The 21,676-nt window shown below is 60.1% G+C and carries 18 protein-coding genes; 9 read left to right on the forward strand and 9 right to left on the reverse strand.

What is annotated here, in order from left to right:
* Positions 1-192 precede the first annotated feature (192 nt).
* The 6 genes from AAEZ03_RS20480 to kdgR all read right to left on the reverse strand — a co-directional run bounded on the left by AAEZ03_RS20480 (position 193) and on the right by kdgR (position 7,729).
* Positions 193-957: an amino acid ABC transporter ATP-binding protein gene (locus tag AAEZ03_RS20480; RefSeq protein WP_350581143.1), complete on the reverse strand. Its 765-nt coding sequence runs from the start codon at positions 955-957 to the stop codon at positions 193-195.
* Between the two features lie 10 nt (positions 958-967).
* Positions 968-2,065 carry an amino acid ABC transporter permease gene (locus tag AAEZ03_RS20485; RefSeq protein WP_350581145.1) on the reverse strand — a complete coding sequence of 366 codons (1,098 nt, stop codon included), beginning with the start codon at positions 2,063-2,065 and terminating at the stop codon, positions 968-970.
* A gap of 10 nt (positions 2,066-2,075) precedes the next feature.
* The gene (locus AAEZ03_RS20490; protein WP_350581147.1) at positions 2,076-3,257 is read right to left on the reverse strand and encodes an amino acid ABC transporter permease; all 1,182 of its coding nucleotides are present in this window, start codon (positions 3,255-3,257) and stop codon (positions 2,076-2,078) included.
* Positions 3,258-3,327: 70 nt separating this feature from the next.
* A complete protein-coding gene (locus AAEZ03_RS20495; protein ID WP_228394178.1) occupies positions 3,328-4,311 on the reverse strand; it encodes an amino acid ABC transporter substrate-binding protein in 984 nt (327 codons plus the stop codon).
* A 209-nt stretch (positions 4,312-4,520) separates the two neighbouring features.
* On the reverse strand, positions 4,521-6,617 hold the full coding sequence (locus tag AAEZ03_RS20500; protein WP_350581148.1) for an FAD-dependent oxidoreductase: 2,097 nt from the start codon (positions 6,615-6,617) through the stop codon (positions 4,521-4,523).
* 332 nt (positions 6,618-6,949) lie between these two features.
* Positions 6,950-7,729, reverse strand: coding sequence for a DNA-binding transcriptional regulator KdgR (gene kdgR, locus AAEZ03_RS20505; protein ID WP_048367132.1), 780 nt, complete (start codon positions 7,727-7,729; stop codon positions 6,950-6,952).
* 200 nt (positions 7,730-7,929) lie between these two features.
* Here kdgR and AAEZ03_RS20510 point away from each other — a divergent pair, with 200 nt between their 5' ends.
* The 6 genes from AAEZ03_RS20510 (at position 7,930) to uxuA (ending at position 15,287) form a co-directional block, all read left to right on the forward strand.
* Positions 7,930-8,931: a sugar kinase gene (locus tag AAEZ03_RS20510; protein WP_350581151.1), complete on the forward strand. Its 1,002-nt coding sequence runs from the start codon at positions 7,930-7,932 to the stop codon at positions 8,929-8,931.
* Between the two features lie 4 nt (positions 8,932-8,935).
* On the forward strand, positions 8,936-10,147 hold the full coding sequence (manD, locus tag AAEZ03_RS20515) for a D-mannonate dehydratase ManD (RefSeq protein ID WP_350581153.1): 1,212 nt from the start codon (positions 8,936-8,938) through the stop codon (positions 10,145-10,147).
* Between the two features lie 78 nt (positions 10,148-10,225).
* Positions 10,226-11,257 (forward strand): Zn-dependent oxidoreductase, encoded by a 1,032-nt coding sequence (locus AAEZ03_RS20520; protein ID WP_350581155.1) that lies wholly within the window; start codon positions 10,226-10,228, stop codon positions 11,255-11,257.
* A 68-nt stretch (positions 11,258-11,325) separates the two neighbouring features.
* Positions 11,326-12,618, forward strand: a complete 1,293-nt coding sequence (locus tag AAEZ03_RS20525; protein WP_153336573.1) for an MFS transporter — start codon at positions 11,326-11,328, stop codon at positions 12,616-12,618.
* Between the two features lie 18 nt (positions 12,619-12,636).
* A complete protein-coding gene (locus tag AAEZ03_RS20530; protein ID WP_350581157.1) occupies positions 12,637-14,097 on the forward strand; it encodes a mannitol dehydrogenase family protein in 1,461 nt (486 codons plus the stop codon).
* A gap of 14 nt (positions 14,098-14,111) precedes the next feature.
* A complete protein-coding gene (gene uxuA / locus AAEZ03_RS20535) occupies positions 14,112-15,287 on the forward strand; it encodes a mannonate dehydratase (RefSeq protein WP_350581159.1) in 1,176 nt (391 codons plus the stop codon).
* A 162-nt stretch (positions 15,288-15,449) separates the two neighbouring features.
* Here uxuA and AAEZ03_RS20540 read toward each other — a convergent pair whose 3' ends face one another.
* Positions 15,450-16,337: an SDR family oxidoreductase gene (locus AAEZ03_RS20540; protein ID WP_350581161.1), complete on the reverse strand. Its 888-nt coding sequence runs from the start codon at positions 16,335-16,337 to the stop codon at positions 15,450-15,452.
* 116 nt (positions 16,338-16,453) lie between these two features.
* Here AAEZ03_RS20540 and AAEZ03_RS20545 point away from each other — a divergent pair, with 116 nt between their 5' ends.
* Positions 16,454-17,374: a LysR family transcriptional regulator gene (locus AAEZ03_RS20545; protein WP_350581163.1), complete on the forward strand. Its 921-nt coding sequence runs from the start codon at positions 16,454-16,456 to the stop codon at positions 17,372-17,374.
* Here AAEZ03_RS20545 and AAEZ03_RS20550 read toward each other — a convergent pair.
* A complete protein-coding gene (locus AAEZ03_RS20550; RefSeq protein ID WP_350581165.1) occupies positions 17,363-17,815 on the reverse strand; it encodes an Lrp/AsnC family transcriptional regulator in 453 nt (150 codons plus the stop codon). The two genes, AAEZ03_RS20545 and AAEZ03_RS20550, sit on opposite strands and share 12 nt — an antisense overlap.
* A gap of 146 nt (positions 17,816-17,961) precedes the next feature.
* On the opposite strand from AAEZ03_RS20550, the gene AAEZ03_RS20555 reads away from it, so the two are divergent.
* Both AAEZ03_RS20555 and AAEZ03_RS20560 read left to right on the forward strand, forming a co-directional pair.
* Complete coding sequence (locus tag AAEZ03_RS20555; RefSeq protein WP_262126413.1) at positions 17,962-18,579, forward strand: LysE family translocator; 618 nt, start codon at positions 17,962-17,964, stop codon at positions 18,577-18,579.
* A gap of 43 nt (positions 18,580-18,622) precedes the next feature.
* The gene (locus tag AAEZ03_RS20560) at positions 18,623-19,171 is read left to right on the forward strand and encodes a DUF924 family protein (protein ID WP_350581169.1); all 549 of its coding nucleotides are present in this window, start codon (positions 18,623-18,625) and stop codon (positions 19,169-19,171) included.
* A gap of 72 nt (positions 19,172-19,243) precedes the next feature.
* On the opposite strand, the gene AAEZ03_RS20565 is transcribed toward AAEZ03_RS20560, so the two are convergent.
* Positions 19,244-21,676 carry a TonB-dependent siderophore receptor gene (locus AAEZ03_RS20565; RefSeq protein ID WP_350581172.1) on the reverse strand — a complete coding sequence of 811 codons (2,433 nt, stop codon included), beginning with the start codon at positions 21,674-21,676 and terminating at the stop codon, positions 19,244-19,246.

Raw genomic sequence — 21,676 nt, forward strand, 5'->3', positions numbered from 1 at the left:
CAGGGAAAAAGCTTCGTTAACTGTTCGCTATGTCTCCGAACAAAGTGTTCGCGATGTCCCCGGTCCATACACTCCCGAAGGAGAGGGAACCGATTGGGGGATGCTGAAGATACTCGGCGGCCTGTTTGCTGCGCGACAGCGCGGCGTCGAAGACGGGGCGGCCCCTTCTACAGCAGGATGTGGCCTATGGCATCAATGCAGTATCTGGCTCAAGAACAGCTGGGTCCGTTCATTCTGCGGGTTGTCGAAGAAGGCATCAGGCGCTGCCTGCTCGACGATTTCACCTTTGTCCATGAAGATCACCCGGTCGGCCACGGTGCGGGCAAAGCCCATTTCATGAGTCACACAGAGCATGGTCATGCCGTCTTCGGCCAAACCAATCATGGTGTCCAGAACCTCTTTGACCATTTCCGGGTCCAGTGCTGACGTCGGCTCGTCGAACAACATGATTTTGGGCTTCATGCACAAGGCGCGGGCGATGGCCACGCGCTGCTGTTGACCGCCAGACAACTGGCCGGGGTACTTGTGGGCTTGTTCCGGAATACGCACGCGCTCCAGATAATGCATGGCGATTTCTTCGGCCTGGCGCTTGGGCATCTTGCGCACCCACATCGGCGCCAGCGTGCAGTTTTGCAAAATGGTCAGGTGCGGGAAGAGGTTGAAGTGCTGGAACACCATGCCCACTTCACGGCGAATCGCTTCGATCTGTTTGAGGTCGTTGGTCAGTTCCACGCCATCGACCACGATGCGGCCTTGCTGGTGCTCTTCAAGGCGGTTAAGGCAGCGGATGGTGGTGGATTTACCCGAACCCGACGGGCCGCACAGCACGATTCGCTCGCCCTGGTTGACGTTCAGGTTGATGTCTTTCAACACGTGGAACTGGCCGTACCACTTGTTGACGTCCTGCATCTGGATAATCCCGGCAGGGCTGACAGGGTGTTTGATTGCTTCATTCATTGCAGAACTCCTAACGTTTATGACCGGTGTCGAGCTTGCGTTCCAAATGCATGGAGTAGCGCGACATGCCAAAACAGAACATCCAGAACACCAGGGCGGCGAACACATAGCCTTCAGTGGCCATGCCCAGCCATTTAGGGTCGGCGGCGGCTTGCTTGACGCTGTTGAGCAGGTCAAACAGACCGATGATGATGACCAGGCTGGTGTCCTTGAACAGCGCAATAAAGGTGTTCACGATGCCCGGAATCACCAGCTTCAAGGCTTGCGGCAAAATCACCAGGCCCATGCTGCGCCAGTAACCCAGGCCCATCGCCGCGGCTGCTTCGTACTGGCCTTTGGGGATGGCTTGCAGACCGCCACGTACCACTTCAGCCACGTAGGCCGACTGGAACAGAATCACGCCGATCAGCGCCCTAAGCAGCTTGTCGAAGTTCATGCCTTCGGGCAGGAACAACGGCAGCATCACCGACGACATGAACAGCACCGTGATCAATGGCACGCCGCGCCAGAACTCGATGAAGGTCACGCACACCACCCGTATCGCCGGCATGTTCGAGCGACGCCCCAATGCCAGCACGATGCCTAAAGGCAACGCGCCTGCAATGCCGACGGTGGCGATCACCAGTGTCAGCATCAAGCCGCCCCACTGGCTGGTCGACACGCTGGTCAGGCCCCAATAGCCACCATGCAGCAGGGTGAAGGCCAGAACCGGGTACACCACCAGAAAGCCCAGCCCGTAAATGGCCTTGTGCGTAAAGCGAGAGATAAACAACGGCGCCGCGCCGATGACGGCCAGCCAGACGGTCAGGTCGACGCGCCAGCGCAGGTCAGCGGGGTAGTAGCCATACATGAACTGCCCGAAGCGCTGCTGAATGAACACCCAGCAAGCGCCTTGCCCGGTGCAGTCGGCACGGGTGCTGCCTGTCCAGTTCGCGTCAAGGATCGTCCACTGCACCAGCGGCGGCACTGTCAGGTACAGCAGGTAGAACGCCAGCAACGTCAGCAGGGTGTTGAAAGCACCGCTGAACAAGTGGGTGCGCATCCATGCGAGGGGGCCGAACACCTTGTTCGGGGGCGGCAGGTCGGGTTTGAAATGATGAGTCGTCATGGCCGTCTCCTTAGCGTTCGATCAGCGCGATGCGCTTGTTGTAAACGTTCATCAGCAAAGAAATGCTGATGCTGATTGCCAGGTACACGCTCATGGTGATCGCAATGACTTCAATGGCCTGGCCGGTCTGGTTGAGCACCGTTCCGGCAAACAACGAAACCATTTCCGGATAGCCGATCCCGGCCGCCAAAGACGAGTTTTTTGCCAGGTTGAGGTATTGGCTGGTCAGCGGCGGAATGATCACCCGCAGGGCTTGCGGGATGATCACCTTGCGCAGCGTCGGCCCGGGGCGCAGGCCCAGGGAGCGTGCGGCTTCGGTCTGGCCGTGGCTGACCGAGGTGATGCCCGAGCGCACGATCTCGGCGATAAACGCTGCGGTGTACACCGTCAGGGCCAGGGTAAGCGCCAGCAGCTCCGGGATCAGCACCCAGCCACCGACAAAGTTGAAACCCTTGAGCTCGGGCATTTCCCACTGCAGCGGCGCGCCAAAAATCAGTGCGCATGCCCCGGGAATCACCAGCAGCAAGCCCAGTCCGGCCCAGAATTTATGAAACGGTTGGCCGGTGGCTTCAAAGCGTTGGTTGGCCCAACGCACCATCAAGCCGACAGCGACGAGGGCAAACAGCACGCTGCATGCAAAGGGCCAAAAGCCGTCTGCGGCCAGCGCCGCGGGCATGTTCAGGCCACGGCTGCTGACAAAGAAGGTGTCATTGAAGTGATGGCTATTGCGCGGCCCCGGCATGCTCAGGAACACCGCGAAGTACCAGAACAGGATTTGCAGCAGCGGCGGAATGTTACGGAACACTTCCACATACACCGTCGCCAGCTTGTTGATCATCCAGTTGGGGGACAAACGCGCCACGCCGATGATGAAGCCGAGGAGGGTGGCCAGAACCACGCCAATCACCGTCACCAGCAAGGTGTTGAGCAAGCCGATGACAAAGACTCTGGCATAGCTGTCCGATTCTTTGTAATCGATTAAATGCTGCGCGATACCGAAACCGGCACTGCGCTCAAAAAACTCGAAACCCGAGGTGATCCCTCGGTGTTGCAGGTTGGTCTGGGTGTTATTGAACAGGTACCAGCCCAGTGAAACGACCGCCACAATCGTAATGATCTGAAACAGCCACTCACGCACTTTGGGATCGCTGAAGCGCAGCTTCTGCTTGGGTGCGTTGATTAGGTTTTGCATGGAATGCCCCGGAAAAAAGCAACAGAACATCGCCCGGCGATCAACCGCCGGGCGACAACACGCACAGCAATCAGCGCACAGGCGGTGCGTATTGAATGCCGCCGTTGTTCCACAGTGCGTTCAGCCCACGGTCGATTTGCAGAGGGCTGCCTTTGCCCAGGTTTCTCTCAAAGACTTCGCCGTAGTTGCCGACCTGCTTGACGATCTGCACCACCCAGTCCTTGCGCAGCTTGAGGTCTTTGCCGTATTCGCCGTCGGCACCCAGCAGGCGGGCTACGTCGGGGTTCTTGCTGGTTTTGGCTTGAGCTTCCACGTTCTTCGACGTAATGCCCGCTTCCTCAGCGTTGAGCATGGCGTAGCCCACCCAGCGCACGATGGCCAGCCAGTCGTCGTCACCGTTGCGCACGATTGGGCCCAAGGGCTCTTTGGAAATGGTTTCTGGCAGGACGACATACTCCTCCGGGTGGGCCAGTTTGCTGCGCTGTGCGTAGAGTTGGGACTTGTCGGAACTCAGTACGTCACAGCGGCCGGACTCCAGCGACTTGGCGCTTTCATCGGAGGTGTCGAAGGTGATCGGGCTGTACTTCAGCTTATTGGCGCGGAAGTAGTCCGAAACGTTCAACTCGGTGGTGGTCCCGGCGAGGATGCACAGGGTTGCACCGTCCAGTTCCTTGGCACTTTTTACGCCGAGCTTTTTGTTGACCAAAAAACCAACGCCGTCGTAATAGGCGATAAATCCGGGGAATTTCATGCCCATTCCTGCGTCGCGGGAGCTGGTCATGGTGGTGTTGCGCGACAAGATGTCGATTTCGCCCGATTGCAGGGCAGTGAAACGCTCCTTGGCATTCAACTGGCTGAATTTGACCTTGCTGGCGTCACCAAACACGGCGGCCGCCACCGCGCGGCAGACGTCAGCGTCAATGCCCAAAATCTTGCCGTGGGCATCCGGTACCGAGAAGCCCGGCAAACCATCGGAGACACCGCATTGGATAAACCCTTTCTTCTGGATGGCGTCCAGCGTGGCGCCCGCCGAGGCCCCATTGGCAAGACCCATCAGGGATGTGGCGGCGAGTGTGAGCCCAGCAAGTTTCAATCTATTCATTCCAATGCCTCAAGTGATGTTTCATTGTTGTTATCGGTTGCTTGAGTGTCTTCGCGTTCAGATAAATATTGAGCGAAGCAGGTGCCAGCCTCATTAAATGTGCGGCACTAAGTCGATAAAGGCTTAAATGCGCTGACAAGAGCGCGTTTTATAAACCGCCTTTAATAGTGTTTTTTATTCACAGTCATGCCAGAGAGTGTCGATGACCTTGCTTGAATAAGTTCTTGAACCAAGGAGGCCCACACTAAACCCTGTGTTGTTCCACCGGCATAAGTTGCTCCGGCGGCAACACGATTAAATGCACACCAATGCACAATCGACAGCCCATCTTGAGTACCGGGCCGGGCACATTCAATGATCTGTAAGTTGTTACTTTCAATCGCCTTGGCATACGCGTGTGGGAAGTGCCGGGCAACAGCGGCCAGGCAGGCGGCGAGTATGTGTTGTTTATCCGCCGGGCTTGCATCGGGTGGCACCTGGCCGCCGGAGACAAGAATGTGGCCTGCGTCCAGCCGGCAATTCATGACGCCGATTGGCAACGCATAGTGCAGCTTGACCCCGCGCAGGTCGGCGCCTTCGTTGCCGACAGCGATCAATTTGAAAAACCAGCCGGTGATCGGTAAGACGTCTGGTTGCTCAACGCCCATGGCGGTGATGACGAAGTGTTCTCTGCTCAGTTCGGTTATCTGCCCCCGGCTCAGACGCTGAGGCCGGAACTGAACCCCGGCGCGCTGCAAAAGCGTCACCAGCTCGGCCATCACCTCGACAAACGCCAGGTCGTAGCCCGACACCTCAATGGCGCGGCTGATCCCGGGGATTGCATACCTGGCCTCAAATTGCTGCTGGCTGATCTCAACAAGGTCACCGCCCGGCCTGCCACTCGGCCAGGGTGAGCGTTCAATCGCGCGTTGCTCGCCAATTGCCGCGTCTACGCCTTCGTCACCTTCCCGATAGGCGCGCACAATCCCCGCCTTGGCGAAGGGGCGCAGTGACGGGTTGTCAGCCAGGAGCTTTTCAAACAGCTCGATGCCTGCGCGGTTGCACGCAATGGCCAAGTGTTGGTTGGCGGGGAGCAAGTAGTCGTTATGCAGCGGCTTTGCCGCCGTCTCCGTTGCAGACAGATGGCGCATATTGACGTTCTTGTGACTGGCGCCATCGCTCTCCTGATCCCCGCCGTAGACCGTGACCTGATAATTCGCCAGGCGGCACATCACCGCCTGGAGCAGGCCATTGATCCCCCTGCCAATGATCGACACGCTGGGCGCTCCGGCCTGTACCGGCTTGGTCGGGATCATCAGAGAGTGGGCACATTGGCGCCTGACAAGGCCGCGCAAGGCGGTGAGGCTCAGTTGCACGCAGACGGCATAGTCAAGGTCGCGATGGCAGGCTTCAGTGGTTGCCGCCTGCGTCGTCAGCGTCACCGGCTGGCACCACGTTGAGGTGCTACAACCGAGCGCCAGGGTGCGCAGACGAAAGGCATCCAGTGTTGCGGGCCCGTAGTCGACGATCAACTGGATGCCTTGCGCCTTTGCCAGGGCCTGCAACGCCGCATCGCTGAACACCTGCGGTTTGGCGACACAGACCACACGGGCCTGGGGGTGCAAGCTCTCAATGAGAGCCCGGTCAATGCGCTGGGTGGAGTCCTCATTCAGCGACAAACAGATCGCAACGGCGTGCGCCCCTTGCAGTGCTTCAAGCCAGTCAGCGACAAATGAGACCCGGCTGATTGGCGCTGGCGTTTGGCCGGGGCGCACTAACACCGTGACCCGGATGTCCGGATTTTGCTCAAGCAACAGGTTAACCAGGGCTTTGCCGACATTGCCGTAGCCCAGCACGCAAACAGCCTGTGCTGTGCCGCCATCGGCCAGTGTCAGCCAGTGGGCGATATAGGCCGCGACGTGCGGCGCGTTGACCCCCGGCGTATTGATCACCCGAACATGGTTGGGCGCGCACAGGTCCAGCCGCACTTTATCCAGGCTCGACCCTCTGCGAATTAGCACAAGATCGCCGAATGGGTGGCAAGTGCGCCATTGATCAATCACCTCGGCATCAATGCTTTGATCCCCGACAACGAGGGTTGACGGGCGCAGCAGTGCGATCTGTATCAGCAGTGTTTGTTTGGTTAATGTCGGGGGCAGAAATATGACATTACTGGGCGCATCAGCTTTCCAGCCACTGGACACCGGCGCGATATGTAAGATGTTTTCGGTAGTGGCAATCAGTGATGCAGCAACTGGCGGAACGCAAGAGAGCCTCATGGCGTTATCTCCAACACTTCTGACCTGTTAATACCTCACGCAGAGGCATTTAATAAAGTTGGCGTTGCAACTGCAAACGTGGGCTTTTTATGAGGGGTGTTGATATAGGGGTTAACGTCAAGGGGCGTCGAGTGGACTATAACTAGCGTTCAAGGAAAGTTGGGTCGCTACTAATATGTTGAACGTAGTCATATTTAAGTCTCGTGTGATTTAAGATGCGTCACCTAATTACCTCGGCAAAACTAGCAGTAACTAGCAACAAGGTCTGTAGGACGCTTCCTAAATTTCAGGATTACTTATTGTGGGTGTCGCCTGCGACACCCACAACACCTCTAAGGGCGCCAGCCCAGTTGGCTGGAGATTTGTTGCGAGGCTTCCATCAGTTGTTTGACGTAGTCCTGTTTCAGTTCTTCGCGAAAGCGAAAGCACGGAAAGGACACGCTCATGCCACCGATCACATGGCCAAAGCGGTCCCTGATCGGCGCCGCCAGGCAGCGCATGTTGTCTTCGAATTCTTCGTGATCTTCGCCATAGCCTTGCTCGCGCACTAGCGCCAGTTCGTGCAGGTACTCATCAATGCTGGTGAGGGTGTTGGCGGTACGACGCTCAAAACTTTCTTCGCGCAGGTGCGCGAGCAACTCGTCTTCTTCCAGCCAGGCCATCAGCACTTTGCCAATCCCGGTGCAGTACAACGGGGCGCGGCGGCCGATGCGCGAGTACATGCGCAGGTTGTACTTGGAGTCGATCTTGTGCACGTAAACGATGCTGCCTTCGTCGAGGATGCCCAGGTGCACGGTCTCGCCGGTCAGCTCATTGATGCGCCGCATGCCCGGTTCGGCTTCGCGCACGATGTCCAGGTGGGGCAGGGCCTGGGCGCCCAGTTCGAACAGGCGAACGCTGAGGCGGTAGCGGTCTTCGGCATCCTGGACCACATAGCCACGGGCTTTGAGCGACTGCAAAAAGCGGTAAACCGTGCTTTTTGACATGTCCAGCTTTTGCGCGATTTCTGACACGCCGCTTTCTTCAGGGTGCTCGGCCAGGGTTTCAAGCACAGCCATGGTCCGCCCTACGGCCGACACCAGTTCATTGTTTTGGGTGGTGCTGTTGTCCATGGAGGCTCCAACACAATTAAAAAAAACAAGGATATACCCTGGCGAATCGAAACGCTGTTCCATTTTGCTTGACGGTGTGGGAATTAGGATTAGAATCGGCCACAAGAAAAAAATGAAACGCCGTTTCGAAAACAATAATAGCGCTGCACAAGACCCTCCCTTACGGGTCTGCGTTGACGCAAAACACAAGGCGCGCAGTGATGACAGTAATGCTCGGGCATTGCCCACAGGCCGAACGATCCCGCCCCCTCAAGGTGGCGTTGATCGGCGAGTGCATGATTGAGATGCGCGGTGAGCCGGGCGCGACGTTCAGCCAGACCTTTGGCGGCGACACGCTGAATGCGGCGGTCTACCTGGCCCGTGTCAGCCAGGGCAGCACGATGGGTGTCGACTACATAACCGCTGTCGGTGCAGACGCTTTCAGCGTTGCCATGCGCCAGATGTGGCGCGACGAAGGCGTGGGTGACCAGCATGTTCGGGTCATCCCCGATGCGCTGCCGGGGCTGTACTTTATCCAGACCGACGACCAGGGCGAACGCCGTTTTGCCTACTGGCGTGGCGAAGCCGCCGCCCGCCGGGTGTTCGACGGGCCGCAAGCCGATGCCCTGCTCAGTGCGTTGGCCGGTTATGACTATGTGTATGTCAGCGGCATCAGCCTGGCGATCCTCACGCCCGTTGGCCGCGAACGCTTGATGCAAGCCCTGAGCCTGGCCCGAGCGGCAGGTACGCGCATCGTCTTCGACAACAATTACCGCCCCCATTTATGGCCCGACGTGCACGCCGCACGTCAGGCCTACAGCGACATGCTGCGCCTGACCGACCTGGCCCTGATCACCTGGGAAGACGACGCCGCGCTGTTCGGTTATGCCGATCACACAGCATTATTTCGCGCCTATAAAGCCTTCGGCGTAGGCGAAGTCGCGCTTAAACGTGGCGCGGCCTCGTGTTTGATTCAGTGCGCGGCGGGGCACGTTGAAGTGCCCGCCGAAAACGTGCAGCACATCGTCGACACCACGGCGGCGGGCGACTCGTTCAGCGCGGCGTACCTTGCTTGCCGTTTGCAAGGTGGCGAGCCCGCACTGGCGGCGCGCTGGGGCCATCGGCTGGCCGCGCAAGTGGTGCAACACCCCGGGGCGCTGATCCCGCGCGCGGCCATGCCGACACTGAGCATGCCCGCATTGTCTTCTGTGGCTGAGGCTTGAGCGTATGAAAATTGTTGAAGCGCGGGTGATCGTTAGTTGCCCTGGGCGCAACCTGATCACCCTGAAAATTGTCACCGACTCCGGCCTGTATGGCATCGGCGACGCGACCTTGAACGGCCGCGAAATGGCCGTGGTGGCATACCTTGAAGAGCACGTTTTGCCTGCCTTGATCGGCCGCGATGCGCAGCGTATCGAAGACATCTGGCAGTACCTGTATCGCGGTGCCTACTGGCGCCGTGGCCCGGTGACCATGACCGCGATTGCCGCCGTTGACGTGGCGTTGTGGGACATCAAGGCCAAGGCCGCCAACATGCCGTTGTACCAGTTGCTGGGTGGCAAGAGCCGCGAGCGAGTCATGGTGTACGGGCATGCCACGGGCAAGGACATCGACGGTTGCCTGGAGGAAGTCGCCCGCCATGTTGAGCTGGGTTACAAAGCCGTGCGCGTGCAGTGCGGGATTCCGGGCATTGCCACCACGTATGGTGTGGCCAAGCGCAGTGGTGAACGCTATGAACCGGCCGACAGCGACCTGCCCGCCGAGCATGTGTGGGACACCGCCAAGTACCTCAACCATGTGCCCAAGCTGTTCGCCGCCGTGCGCGAGTGTTTTGGCGATGATCTGCACATTCTGCATGACGTCCATCATCGGCTGACGCCCATTGAAGCCGGGCGTCTGGGCAAGGCCGTCGAGCCGTTCAACCTGTTCTGGCTTGAGGACTGCACCCCGGCCGAGAACCAGGAGGCTTTTCGCCTGATCCGTCAGCACACCACCACACCGTTGGCGGTGGGCGAGGTGTTCAACTCGATTCACGACTGCCGCGAACTGATTCAAGAGCAGTTGATCGACTACATCCGCGCCACGCTGGTGCATGCCGGTGGCATCAGCCACGTGCGACGGATCGCTGATTTTGCCGCGCTGTACCAGGTGCGCACCGGGTTCCACGGCGCCACTGACCTTTCGCCAGTGACCATGGGCGCGGCGCTGCACTTCGACACGTGGGTGCCCAACTTTGGCATTCAGGAACACATGCCCCACGACCCGCTGACCGAGGCCGTGTTCCCCCACGCTTACCGCTTTGAAGACGGCCATTTCACCCCCGGAGAAACCCCGGGCCATGGCGTGGATATCGACGAAACACTGGCCGCTCAATACCCCTACAAACGCGCCAGCCTGCCGGTCAACCGCCTCGAAGACGGCACGCTCTGGCACTGGTAACACACCGTTTAAAGCTTTTTGCGCGACTGTTTAATAACTATAAAAAATTGGGCGTCATGCCTTGGCAGGAGTTATCCGATGAAAGCGTTTCAAGTGAGAGCACCTTTTGAGTTCGGCCTGGCTCAGGTTGAAGTCCCGCAGGTCGCCCGTAATGAAGTGAAGGTCGATGTGGCCTACGCCGGTATCTGCGGTTCGGATCTGCACATCATTCACGGGCAGAATGCCTTTGTGCGGTTCCCCCGCGTCACCGGCCATGAGTTTTCGGGCGTGGTGCACGAAGTGGGCGAAGGCGTAGAGCACATCAAGGTCGGTGACCGCGTGTGCATCGACCCGGTGATCAGTTGCGGCACCTGCTACCCGTGCCGCATCAACCGGCCCAACGTGTGCACCCAGTTGCAAGTGATCGGCGTGCACCGCGACGGCGGTTTCAGCGAGCAAGTCAGCGTGCCGGCGAGCAATGTTCATCGCCTGCCGGACTCGATGTCCCTGAGCCACGCCGCCCTGGTCGAACCTTACTCCATCGCCCTCAACGTACTGGACCGCATGCAGCCGCACCCCGGCGACAGCCTGCTGATTTACGGCGCCGGCGTGATCGGCCTGACGCTGGTGCAAATGGCCCGCGCATTGGGGTTGACCGACATTACCGTGACCGACGTCATTGACGAGCGCCTTGAAACCGCGCGCTCGCTGGGCGCTACCCGAACCCTCAACGGCAAGGACGTCGACGTTGAAGCGACCATGCGCGAAATCACCGAGGGCCAGGGCGTGCCGCTGATTGTCGATGCCGCCTGCATCCCGGCATTGATGCCGCAAATGGTGCGCCTGGCCTCGCCAGCGGGGCGGATTGGCCTGCTGGGTTTCAACGCCACGCCCACCGACCTGGTGCAGCTGGAAATGATCAAAAAGGAACTCACCCTGGTGGGTTCGCGCCTCAACAACCGCAAGTTCCCACGGGTGATCGAACTGATCGCCAGCGGCAAGTTGCAGGTTCAGGAAATGATCAGCCACCGCGTCGGCTTTGATGACATGCCCGAGGCGATCGCCCTGATCGAAAACCACCCCGAGCAGACCCGCAAAGTGCTGGTGCAGCTCAATACCGCTCATTCCTGAACACCTTAGCTCCATGTGCCCACTGCTGGGCACCCTCACCGAATAAACATAAAAAGCGGGAGGTTCCAATGTTTGGTCAAGGTCGTACGTTAATCATCATCATGCTGTTCCTGGCAGGCGTCATTAACTACCTGGATCGCTCGGCATTGTCCGTGGCAGCCCCTTTCATCCAAAAAGACTACGGTCTGACCACGGGTGAGATGGGCATGATTTTCAGTAGTTTTTTTGTCGGCTATGCCGCCTTCAACTTTATCGGCGGCTGGGCGGCCGACCGTTATGGCGCCAAAACCACGCTGCTGCTGGCGATGGTGCTGTGGTCGCTGTTCAGTGGTTTGACCGTACTCACGGTCGGCTTCATGTCGCTGGTGTTTATCCGCATTCTCTTCGGCATGGGCGAAGGCCCGCTGAGCGTGACCACCAGCAAAATGGTCAACAACTGGTACACGCCCAAGCAACGGGCGCGGGCGTTGGGTTCATCCATGTCGGGCACCCCGTTGGGGGGCGCGATTTCCGGGCCGGTGGTGGGCTTTATTGCCATCAGTTACGGCTGGAAGGTCTCGTTCATCATCATTATGTTGATCGGCCTGGTGTGGGCGGCGGTCTGGTACAAGTTCGTCAAGGACAAACCTACCGGCAAGGTTGCGCAAGAGATTGCCGAAGGTGAAGGCCAGAGCGACATGGCGGCGCTGCCGGTGCATCCGCTGCGTTACTACCTTAAGCAACCGACGGTGCTGTTCACCTCGCTGGCGTTCTTCTCGTACAACTACACGCTGTTTTTCTTCCTGACCTGGTTCCCCAGCTACCTGACGATGGCCCACGGCCTCAACGTCAAAGAGATGAGTATCGCCACGGTCATCCCCTGGGTGCTGGGCTTCCTCGGGCTGGCGCTGGGCGGGTTTATCTCCGACTTCGTGTTCAAAAAAACCGGGCGCATGATGTTCTCGCGCAAAGTGGTGCTGGTCACGTGCTTGCTGGCCTGTGCGGTGTGCATCGGTTTCGCCGGTATCGTCAAAACCCTGTACCCGGCGGTCGCGCTGGTGGCCTTGGCGGTGTTCTTTCTGTACCTCACCGGCGCCATTTACTGGGCGATCATCCAGGATACCGTGCCCGCCGCACGGGTGGGCGGAGTCAGTGGCTTCATGCATTTTCTGGCCAACACCTCGGGCATCATCGGCCCGACCCTGACCGGCTTTCTGGTGCAGTTCACCGGCTCGTTCACCAGTGCCTTCTTGCTGGCGGGGCTGCTGACCATCATCGGTGCCGTGTGTGTGGCGCGTTATGTCCGACCGCTGCCCGTCACCGACGTTGCTGTGCCGCCAACAGACACGGTTGTGCCGCGCCCGGCGCTGTCGCAGCCCTGAGCTTTGAGGAGAGTCGCGATGCCTGTTGTTCAGCGTGTGCCCTCGGTCGCGGCCGAGGCCGAAGTCGGGATTGTGCATTTGGGTCTGGGAGCGTTTCACCGCGCTCATCAGGCGGTGTATGTGCAGCGTCATCTCAATCGCCACGGTCACAGCGCCTGGGGCGTGTGCAGTGCCAACCTGCGCTCCAACCGGGCGCTGGTCGAGCAATTGCGCGAGCAGCACAACCGCTATGCGGTGGCGGAGTACCAGGACCGCGAACAGGTGACCTTGCGCGACATCACGGTGGTGCGTGAGGCGCTGTTTGTCGGGGATGGCGGGCAAGAGCTGGAGCAACTGTTACAGCGCATGGCCGACCCGAACACCCGGATCGTCACGCTCACAGTGACCGAGAAAGGCTATTACCTGAGCCCGGCCAGCGGGCAGTTGCAGGTGCAAGATCCGGCGATCATTCACGACCTTGAACACCCGCAAACGCCGCGCACTGCGCCGGGGATTGTGCTCGAAGCCCTGCGCCGACGGTTCCAAGCGGGCGTCCCGGCATTCACCGTGTTGTGTTGCGACAACATGCCCGACAACGGCCAGCGCACCCGCCAGGCCGTGAGCGGTCTGGCGGCTGCACACAACCGTGAGCTGGCGCAGTGGATTGAACAGCAGGTGGCGTTTCCGGGCTGCATGGTCGATCGCATCGTGCCCGCCATGGACGCCCAGGCCTTCACCCGGTTGGCGCAGGAACTGGATTGCCATGACCCGGCGGCCGTGGTGTGTGAACGCTTCAGCCAGTGGGTAATCGAGGACCACTTCCCCCAAGGGCGCCCGGACTGGGAAGTGGAGGGCGTGCAAATGGTCGCTGACGTGCGGCCTTTCGAAACCATGAAGCTGCGCATGCTCAACGGCAGCCATTCGTTGATGGCTTACATCGGGCTGCTGGCGGGGCATGAGTCGGTGTTCGAGGCCATCAGCGATCCGGATCTGCTGCGCTTTATCCGCCGCTACATGAATGAAGAAGCGGCGCCGACTCTGGACATGCCCATCGGCATTGATGTGTCGGGTTATGCCCGCGATTTGTGCGCACGCTTTGCCAACGACAGCCTGCAACATCGCCTGCGGCAGATCGCCATGGACGGTTCGCAAAAACTGCCGCAACGCTGGTTGCAAGGCGCCCGGCAGTTGCTCGATGCAGGGCAGCCCATCGACTGCATCGCCCTCGGCGTGGCGGCCTGGATTCACTGCTGCACGCAGCCTGTGGCGGGCGGCGTGATGCACAGTGTTGACGACCCGTTGAGCGCTACGTTCGCCGATCTGGCCGGGCGTTTTGACGGCGCGGCGCGGGTCGATGCTTTTCTCGATCTGGAGCAAGTCTTCCCGGTCGAGCTGTCTTCGCGGGGCGCTTTTCGCGAGGCCGTGCAGCGGGCTTATAGCGCCCTGCAACACACCGGTATGCCCAATCATTTAAAAACCTTTGCAGCACACAACGAATAACAAGGGAGACACACATGGAACAGACGTGGCGTTGGTTCGGCCCCCAAGACCCTATCTCACTGGCCGATGTGCGACAGACCGGTGCGACCGGCATTGTCACCGCCCTGCATGAAATTCCTAACGGCCAAGTGTGGCCGGTGGAAGCCATTGCAGCGCGTAAAAAAATGATCGAAGCCGCCGGTTTGACCTGGTCGGTGGTCGAGAGCATTCCGGTGCACGAAGACATCAAGCGCGGCTGCGGGCGCCGTGACGAATACATCGCCAACTACCAGCAAAGCGTGCGTAACCTGGCGGCCTGTGGCATCGATATCGTCTGCTACAACTTTATGCCGGTATTGGACTGGACCCGCACCGACCTGGCCTGGGAACTAGAGGACGGCGGTTGGGCACTGCGTTTTGATCAAACCGCCTTTGCCGCCTTCGACCTGTTCATTCTTCAACGTCCGGGCGCGCAGGCCGAGTACAGCGCCGACGATATTCAACAGGCCAAAGACTACTTCGAGGCTCTGACACCGGCGCGCAGCGAAGCCTTGGTCAACACCTTGATCGCCGGGCTGCCGGGGGCAGAAGAACACTACACGCTGGACAGTTTTCGAGCGTTGTTGCGCACCTATGACGACATCGATGAAACCAAACTGCGCGAGCACTTGGGGCACTTTTTGCGTGAAGTGATCCCCGTGGCTGAAGAAGTGGGCGTGCGCATGGCCATCCACCCGGACGATCCACCGCGGGCGCTGCTCGGCTTGCCGCGCATTCTCTCGACGGCCCAGGACGCGCAATGGTTGCTCGACGCGGCGCCAAGCCCGGCCAACGGGTTGACCTTCTGCACCGGCTCTTATGGTGTGCGCGAAGACAACGACCTGGTGGCGATGGCCAAGCAATTTGCACCGTTCATTTACTTCACCCACCTGCGCTCAACCCGCCGCGAGGCCGACCCGCGCAGCTTCCACGAAGCCCACCACCTGGGTGGCGATGTCGACATGGTTGGCGTGATCGGTGCGCTGGTCGAAGAAGAACTGCGCCGCGAGCGCGACGGCGGCCCGCGCCTGCCACTGCGCCCGGACCACGGCCACCAGCTACTGGACGACCAGCACCGCAAGAGCAACCCCGGTTACTCCTTGATCGGCCGCCTCAAAGGGCTGGCGGAAATACGCGGTGTTGAACTGGCGATGCGTCAACAGCTGAGCTGACATAACCCTGCTCCTACACACAATACAGTTCACTCTGTGGGAGCGGGCTTGCTCGCGATGGTCGTTAACGATGACGCGTATTTGCCGAACAGACGGGGCGTTCTGAAGCCCATCGCGAGCAAGCCCGCTCCCACCCTTGAGCAGTTTTTGTGCCGTACAGGATCAATACGCAAAAGCACTGCGGTGCTTTTGCACAAATTCTTCCCAGCGCACCGGCTGGCGGCCGGTAATGGCCGTGAAGTTGTCAAACGTGTCCTGGGCACCCGGGATGCTGTTGGCGGCCATGCGTTTGAAGTTGTCATACACGCAACTCATGTACGCCATCTCGGCACCGGCTGCGCGCATGTTCTCCAGGAACACTTCGGGTGGCTGGGCGTCGTAGCGAAACGGCTGGCCCAATACCCGCGTCATGATGGTGGCCACGTCACCGTACGATTGCACGTCGTAACCCAAGCGATAGGTTTGACCGGCGTGTGTGTCCGGGTGCAACAGCGCTTGCGCAGCCACGCGGGCAACGTCTTCGCCATCGACCCAACTGAACGGCGTATCGCCGGTGTACTGCTCAATCACCCCGGATTTCACCGCTTGAGTGCCGTCATAACTCAGCAGGTTTTGCATAAAGCACTCAGGGCGCAAGTGGGTGAACGAACAGCCCGACCACTCAATGTACCGCTCCACCAACTGGTGCCAGGCCCAATGCCCGATGCTGGCGTCGTCACGGCCGCAGGCGCCCAAATGCACGATGTGCTGCACCCCGGTTTTTTTCGCCTGGTCCACAAACACTTTGCTTTGGCGCAGCATGTCGACGGTGTAGCCGGTCACCAGCAAGACCCGGTCGATGCCCTGTAAGGCGGGCGCCAGGGTTTCTTCTTTATCAAAGTCCATGATCACGCTGCGGATGCCGCGCGCCTCGAACGGTTGGGCTTTGGCGGTTGAGCGCACCGCCGCGACCAAAGTGATGCTGTCGTCGTCCTGCAACAGGCGCAGCGTGTCACCGCCGATCTGGCCCGTGGCGCCGGTGATTAAAACGGTGGGTTTTTGCGAGGTCATAAAAGCGCCTGTGGGGTGAGTAAAGTCGTGGCGCTGAGCTTACTGGGGAAATGGGAGCGTATTTACGATACCTTTTACCGAATTAAGTGAACTGGGTTCATCAATAAGAGGCCGCCATGTTTTCTTCCGAGCGCTTGAAGGGTATCGATGTGTTTGTCTGCGTCACTGACTCGGGCAGTTTCAAGGCGGCGGCCGAGCGCATGAACCTCACCGCGTCTGCGGTCAGCAAAGGTATTGCACGGCTGGAAAGCCGCTTGCAGGTGCGCCTGTTCAATCGCACCACCCGGCGCTTGGCCCTGACCGATGCGGGCACGGCGTTTTATCGCACGTGCACGGCCGTGCTGGCGGATCTGGAAGAAGCCGAGTTGACGCTGCACGCCGACTCAGCGCAGCCGCGCGGGCGTATTCGCATTGACCTGCCCGCCGCCTTTGGGCGCTTGCAGGCGTTGCCGGTGGTGTTGGCGTGTGTGCAGCAGTACCCGCAGTTGCAGCCGCACCTGTCGTTTTCTGACCGGTTTATCGATCCGGTGGAAGAAGACGTGGACGTGGTGGTGCGCGTAGGCGGCCCGGACGTCTGGCCGGCGGCGTGGGGGCACCGTTATCTGGGCAGCGAGCGGCATGTGTTCTGCGCTTCTCCGGCTTATCTCAAGCAACACGGCGAGCCCGTGACCGAGCGCGATCTGGAGCATCACGTGTGCGTGGCTTACGGTCGCGCAGATGGCACCGTCAGCCCTTGGCGTTTTGTGGGCAAGCAGGGCGCCGCCATGGAGCGCCGGGTGATGTCAGCGCAGTACATCGTCGGCGATGGCGAGGCACAGGTCATCACGGTCATGGCCGGTTGCGGGATCGCGCAGTTGCCCACCTGGCTGATCAAGCAACAACTGGCCGAAGGCAGCCTGGTCGAAGTGCTCCCGTACCTGGCGAGCGAGGGGCTGGCGATTCATTTGGTGTGGCCCAAAAACCGTGACGCGCTCCCCAAGGTCAAGGTGCTGCTGCAGGCGCTGGCGCAGGGCTTGATGCCCGGCTTACAGCGGTAGCACCCGGTCATTGATGACGTTCTTCATCACCAGCGTCGACACCAGCCGCTGCACGTTGGGCAGCGAGGTGAGGTGTTCGTCGTAAAGGCGCTGAAAGGCCGGCAAGTCTCTGGTGATGACTTGCAGCAAGTAGTCCGGGTCGCCGAACAGGCGCTGCGCTTCGATGATCTGCGGGATCTGAGGCAGCGCCGCCTCAAAGTCGGCAATGGCCTGGCGGGTGACTTCGCGCAGGGTCACGAACACGATCGCAGAAAAGCTCAAGCCCAGCTCCTTGGGCGCCAGCAGGGCGCGATAGCCCAGGATCACCCCCGACTCCTCCAACGCCCGCACCCGTCGATGGCACGGCGAAAGGCTCAGCCCCACGCGTTCTGCGAGTTCGGTGAGGGACAAGCGGCCATCGGCGTGCAGCTCAGCGAGAATCTTGCGGTCAATTCGATCCACGTGGAAGAACCTTCTAGGTTGATAGCGCTCTAGGGGGATAAACGAAAGATAATCCTATCAGTATTTCCCTATTCTTCTACGGGCTGCCCACGCTTCAAAACCGCGTGGTGCACACCCCTCCGGCTCACTGTAGAAGGTAGAACCCTGTGACTCTCAGCGTATTGGCCGCTTTTTGGGCGGTGTCTTTTCTGTTCATCATTACCCCCGGCGCAGATTGGGCGTACGCGATTTCTGCGGGTATGCGCGGGCGTCTGGTGACCCCTGCGGTGGCGGGTTTGCTCTCGGGGCATTTGCTGGCGACGGTGGTGGTCGCGGCCGGGGTTGGCGGGTTGGTGGCGAGTCACCCGATGATCTTGCGGGCCATGACCATTGCCGGTTCCGGGTATCTGCTCTGGTTGGGGGTCAGCATGATTCGTCACCCCTCGACGCCCGAGTCAGGCAGCGTGCAAGTGGCTGATTCCGGGTTGCGCTGGGCCTGGAAGGGGCTGTGTGTCAGCGGCTTGAACCCCAAGGTGTTTCTGCTGTTTTTAGCGTTGTTGCCGCAATTCACCGACCCACTGTCCGTGTGGCCGATCCCGGCGCAAATTGTCGCCTTGGGCGCACTGCACGCGTTCAGCTGTGGCGTGGTGTACCTGATGGTCGGCTTCGGTGCCAAAGCCGTGTTGCAGACCCGCCCCAGCGCGGCGCAAAACGTCAGCCGGGTGTCGGGCGCGATCATGATCGTGATTGCCGTGGTGTTGCTGGCTGAGCAAGTGCTGCATTAAAAGCGTCTAAGCTCCTGCAACAACCTTTAGGGAGGGACGCAACGTGACGACCACAGACACCACACCGCACGCGGTGGTTGAATTCTGGAAGCAGGCCGGCCCCACGCATTGGTTTGCCAAGGACGAGGCCTTCGACAAGCGCTTTCGTGAGACCTTCTACACCGCGCATTTTCAGGCCGCCAGGCGCGAGCTGGAGCACTGGGCCGCAGAGGCAGAAGGCGCGCTGGCGTTGCTGCTGTTGCTGGACCAATACCCGCGCAATGCCTTCCGTGGCACCGCGCACATGTTTGCCACCGACCCGCTGGCGCGTTTTTACGCCCGCAAGGTGATTGAGGCGCAGCTGGATCAACAGATCGAAGTGGCCTTGCGCGGGTTTTGTTACTTGCCGTTTGAGCATTCCGAAGACGCCGATGACCAGCGCCTGTCGTTGGAACTGCATGAAAAACTCAACCCGCAAGACACCCGTTGGGCCAGGGAACACGCCGATATCATTGAACGCTTCGGGCGTTTTCCCCATCGTAACGACGTCTTGGGGCGTGTCTCGACTGAGCAGGAACGCACGTTCCTCGCCGCGGGCGGTTTTGCTGGCTGACGCGATGTGCACGTGTCTCGCGATCTTTTTGAAAGATCAAAAGATCGCGAGGCAAGCTCGCTCCTACAGAGATCAGAAATCAGCTTTGAGCGACATGACGAAATTGCGCGGTTCGCCATAGAAGTTGCCGAAGCCTTCGGTGCCGACGGTCACGTAGTAGCGCTTGTCGAACAGGTTGTTGCCGTTCAGTGCCACCGACCAGGTGTCGTCGATGCGGTAGCTCACGCGGCCGTTCCACACGGCGTAGCCTGACTGGGTCATGTCATTGCCGCTGATGGGCGAGACGCGATAGTTGCTGCTCTGGGCATTGACCCCGGCGCCTACGCTGACGCGGTCCAGCGCGCCGCTCAGGCCGTAGTCGGCCCACACCCGCAGCAAGTGGCGCGGCACGTAAGAGTTATAGGGCACGCCATTTTGCGCAGCGTCGGCGTCCTCCAGCACTTTGGTCTGGGTGTAGGTGTAGCCGGCCAGCAGTTGCAGGCGATCAATGACTTCGCCGCTCACTTCGGCTTCAAAGCCTTGAGCACGCACTTTGCCGGAGTTTTGCGAGCAACTGCTGTCGGGACACAGCGGATCATCTTGGGCGGCATCTTTTTGAATCGTACGGAACAGGTTAAAGGCACTGTTCAGACGCCCGTCAAACCATTCGCCCTTGATGCCCACTTCGTAACTCTGGCCGATCAGTGGCTTGAGCGTTGCGCCGCTCAGGGTTCTGTAGTTGCCTTGCGGGGTGAAAATGTCGGTGTAGCTGGCGTAGGCGGTCAGGTTGTCATTGAGGTCGAACAACACGGCGGCAAACGGGGTGACTTGCCCGGTTTCTTTGGCTTGGGTATGCACCGGGGTGCCTTCACCGCGCCAGTACGACACGGAGTCGCTGTTGGAGGAGTACCAGCTCACCCGGCTGCCCACTACTAATGTCAGCGGTTCGGCCAGTTTCAGGCGGGCGATGGAGTAGGCGCCGTACTGCTTGATACGCATGTCCATCGGGCCGCCACGGGAGGCATTGGCCAGGTAGTAGCTGTTGTCGGGCTGCGGCAGGTGGTGGTTGGGGTTGAATACGTCTTGCCGATCCGGGAGCACCGCCACAGCGAAGAAGTCATCCTTTCGGGAGCGACTGGCATTGGCCCCGACCGTGAGTTCGTGCTGCTGGCCAAAGGCATCGAAGGTGCCATTGAGGTAGGCGTCAAAGCCGTAATCGACCTGGTCATAGTCATAGGTGCTGCCAATGACCAGCGTGTTCGATTGGGTCGCACCCACCGGTACTGAGCCGCTGGGGAAGGCGTATTCCATGTCCTGGGTGTTTTTGGAATAGACCCCGGCAACCTTCACGGCCCAATCGTCATTGAGTTGATGTTTTAAATCGCCAAACCAGTTGGTGCGCTTGCTGCGCTGATGGTTCCACGCCGGGTTCAGGCACGTGGAGCGTTTGAGCTTCAGGTCACTGCCATCGGCATAGCGCGGCAAGCCGCCCCAGCAGGGTGTGGCGTCGACGTCTTCATAGGCCAGGCCGATGCCCAGCGTGGTGTCGGGGCTCAGGTCGACATCCAGCGCACCGTAGTAGATCTGGTCTTTGCGCTGTCCGACGTCGTAGAAATACTGGCGCGTTTGTTCGGTGATCACCGCCCGGCCGCGCACGCTGCCGGTGTCGTTCAGCGGGCCGCCCGTGTCGATCTGTCCGCGGTAGTTGTCCCACGTTCCGGCTGACAGCGACAGTTGGGTGTGCGGGGTATATTCGCCGCGCTTGCGCACAAAGTTCACGCCGCCCGAGGTACCGCCCGCGCCTTTCATCATCCCGGCGGCGCCGCGCAGCACTTCAACCCGGTCGTAGATCGCCATGTCGCTGTTGAAGCTGTCGGCCTGCACGTAGCTGCTGCCAATGTCCAACGGCACGCCGTCGTACTGGTATTGGCCGGTCATGCGAAAGCCACGGGAGTAGAAGTACTTGCCGCCCATGGGCGAGTCGTACACGGTGATGCCCGGGGTTTTCTCCATCACTTGCTCGATAGTGTTGAGGTTCTGGTCATCGAGCATTTTGCGGGTCATGACGGTGATGGACTGCGGGGTTTCCTTGAGGCTGTGCGCGCCCTTGCCGATGGTCACGGCGCGCGCGCTGTAGGAGCCTGAACCTTCAGTGGTGGCATCCAGGCTGCGCTCGGTAATGCTGGTGACGCCCAGTTGCAATGCCTGCGCATCGTGTGGTGCCGGTTCAACGCTGAAGCTGCCTTGCGCGGTGATGCGCAATTGCAGGCCGCTGCCGCGCAGGGCTGCTTCCATGGCGTGCTCTGGCGACATCTGGCCGATCACCGCAGGTGCCTGTTTGCCCTGTACCAGCCCCGGCTCCAGCGAAACGATGTGCCCGCTTTGGCTGGCGATGGCGTTCAACGTCGTGGCCAGCGGACCGGCAGGCACATTGAAATTGACCTCTTGGGCTTGCACCCAGGCAGGGTTGGCCAGGGCGGCAAGGGCTACAGCGGCGTAACGGGTGTGGGGCCACGGGTTGAGCAC

Source organism: Pseudomonas sp. HY2-MNA-CIBAN-0224, from assembly GCF_040310285.1.
Lineage (GTDB): Bacteria > Pseudomonadota > Gammaproteobacteria > Pseudomonadales > Pseudomonadaceae > Aquipseudomonas > Aquipseudomonas helleri.

What these genes read in the sequence shown, in the direction of transcription:
- AAEZ03_RS20540 (WP_350581161.1), bottom strand. Translation starts at nt 16,337, where the DNA reads ATGACCTCGCAAAAACCCACCGTTTTAATCACCGGCGCCACGGGCCAG.
- uxuA (WP_350581159.1), top strand. Translation starts at nt 14,112, where the DNA reads ATGGAACAGACGTGGCGTTGGTTCGGCCCCCAAGACCCTATCTCACTG.
- AAEZ03_RS20490 (WP_350581147.1), bottom strand. Translation starts at nt 3,257, where the DNA reads ATGCAAAACCTAATCAACGCACCCAAGCAGAAGCTGCGCTTCAGCGAT.
- AAEZ03_RS20530 (WP_350581157.1), top strand. Translation starts at nt 12,637, where the DNA reads ATGCCTGTTGTTCAGCGTGTGCCCTCGGTCGCGGCCGAGGCCGAAGTC.
- manD (WP_350581153.1), top strand. Translation starts at nt 8,936, where the DNA reads ATGAAAATTGTTGAAGCGCGGGTGATCGTTAGTTGCCCTGGGCGCAAC.
- AAEZ03_RS20485 (WP_350581145.1), bottom strand. Translation starts at nt 2,065, where the DNA reads ATGACGACTCATCATTTCAAACCCGACCTGCCGCCCCCGAACAAGGTG.
- AAEZ03_RS20525 (WP_153336573.1), top strand. Translation starts at nt 11,326, where the DNA reads ATGTTTGGTCAAGGTCGTACGTTAATCATCATCATGCTGTTCCTGGCA.
- AAEZ03_RS20480 (WP_350581143.1), bottom strand. Translation starts at nt 957, where the DNA reads ATGAATGAAGCAATCAAACACCCTGTCAGCCCTGCCGGGATTATCCAG.
- AAEZ03_RS20500 (WP_350581148.1), bottom strand. Translation starts at nt 6,617, where the DNA reads ATGAGGCTCTCTTGCGTTCCGCCAGTTGCTGCATCACTGATTGCCACT.
- AAEZ03_RS20495 (WP_228394178.1), bottom strand. Translation starts at nt 4,311, where the DNA reads ATGGGTCTTGCCAATGGGGCCTCGGCGGGCGCCACGCTGGACGCCATC.
- AAEZ03_RS20520 (WP_350581155.1), top strand. Translation starts at nt 10,226, where the DNA reads ATGAAAGCGTTTCAAGTGAGAGCACCTTTTGAGTTCGGCCTGGCTCAG.
- AAEZ03_RS20545 (WP_350581163.1), top strand. Translation starts at nt 16,454, where the DNA reads ATGTTTTCTTCCGAGCGCTTGAAGGGTATCGATGTGTTTGTCTGCGTC.
- AAEZ03_RS20510 (WP_350581151.1), top strand. Translation starts at nt 7,930, where the DNA reads ATGACAGTAATGCTCGGGCATTGCCCACAGGCCGAACGATCCCGCCCC.
- kdgR (WP_048367132.1), bottom strand. Translation starts at nt 7,729, where the DNA reads ATGGACAACAGCACCACCCAAAACAATGAACTGGTGTCGGCCGTAGGG.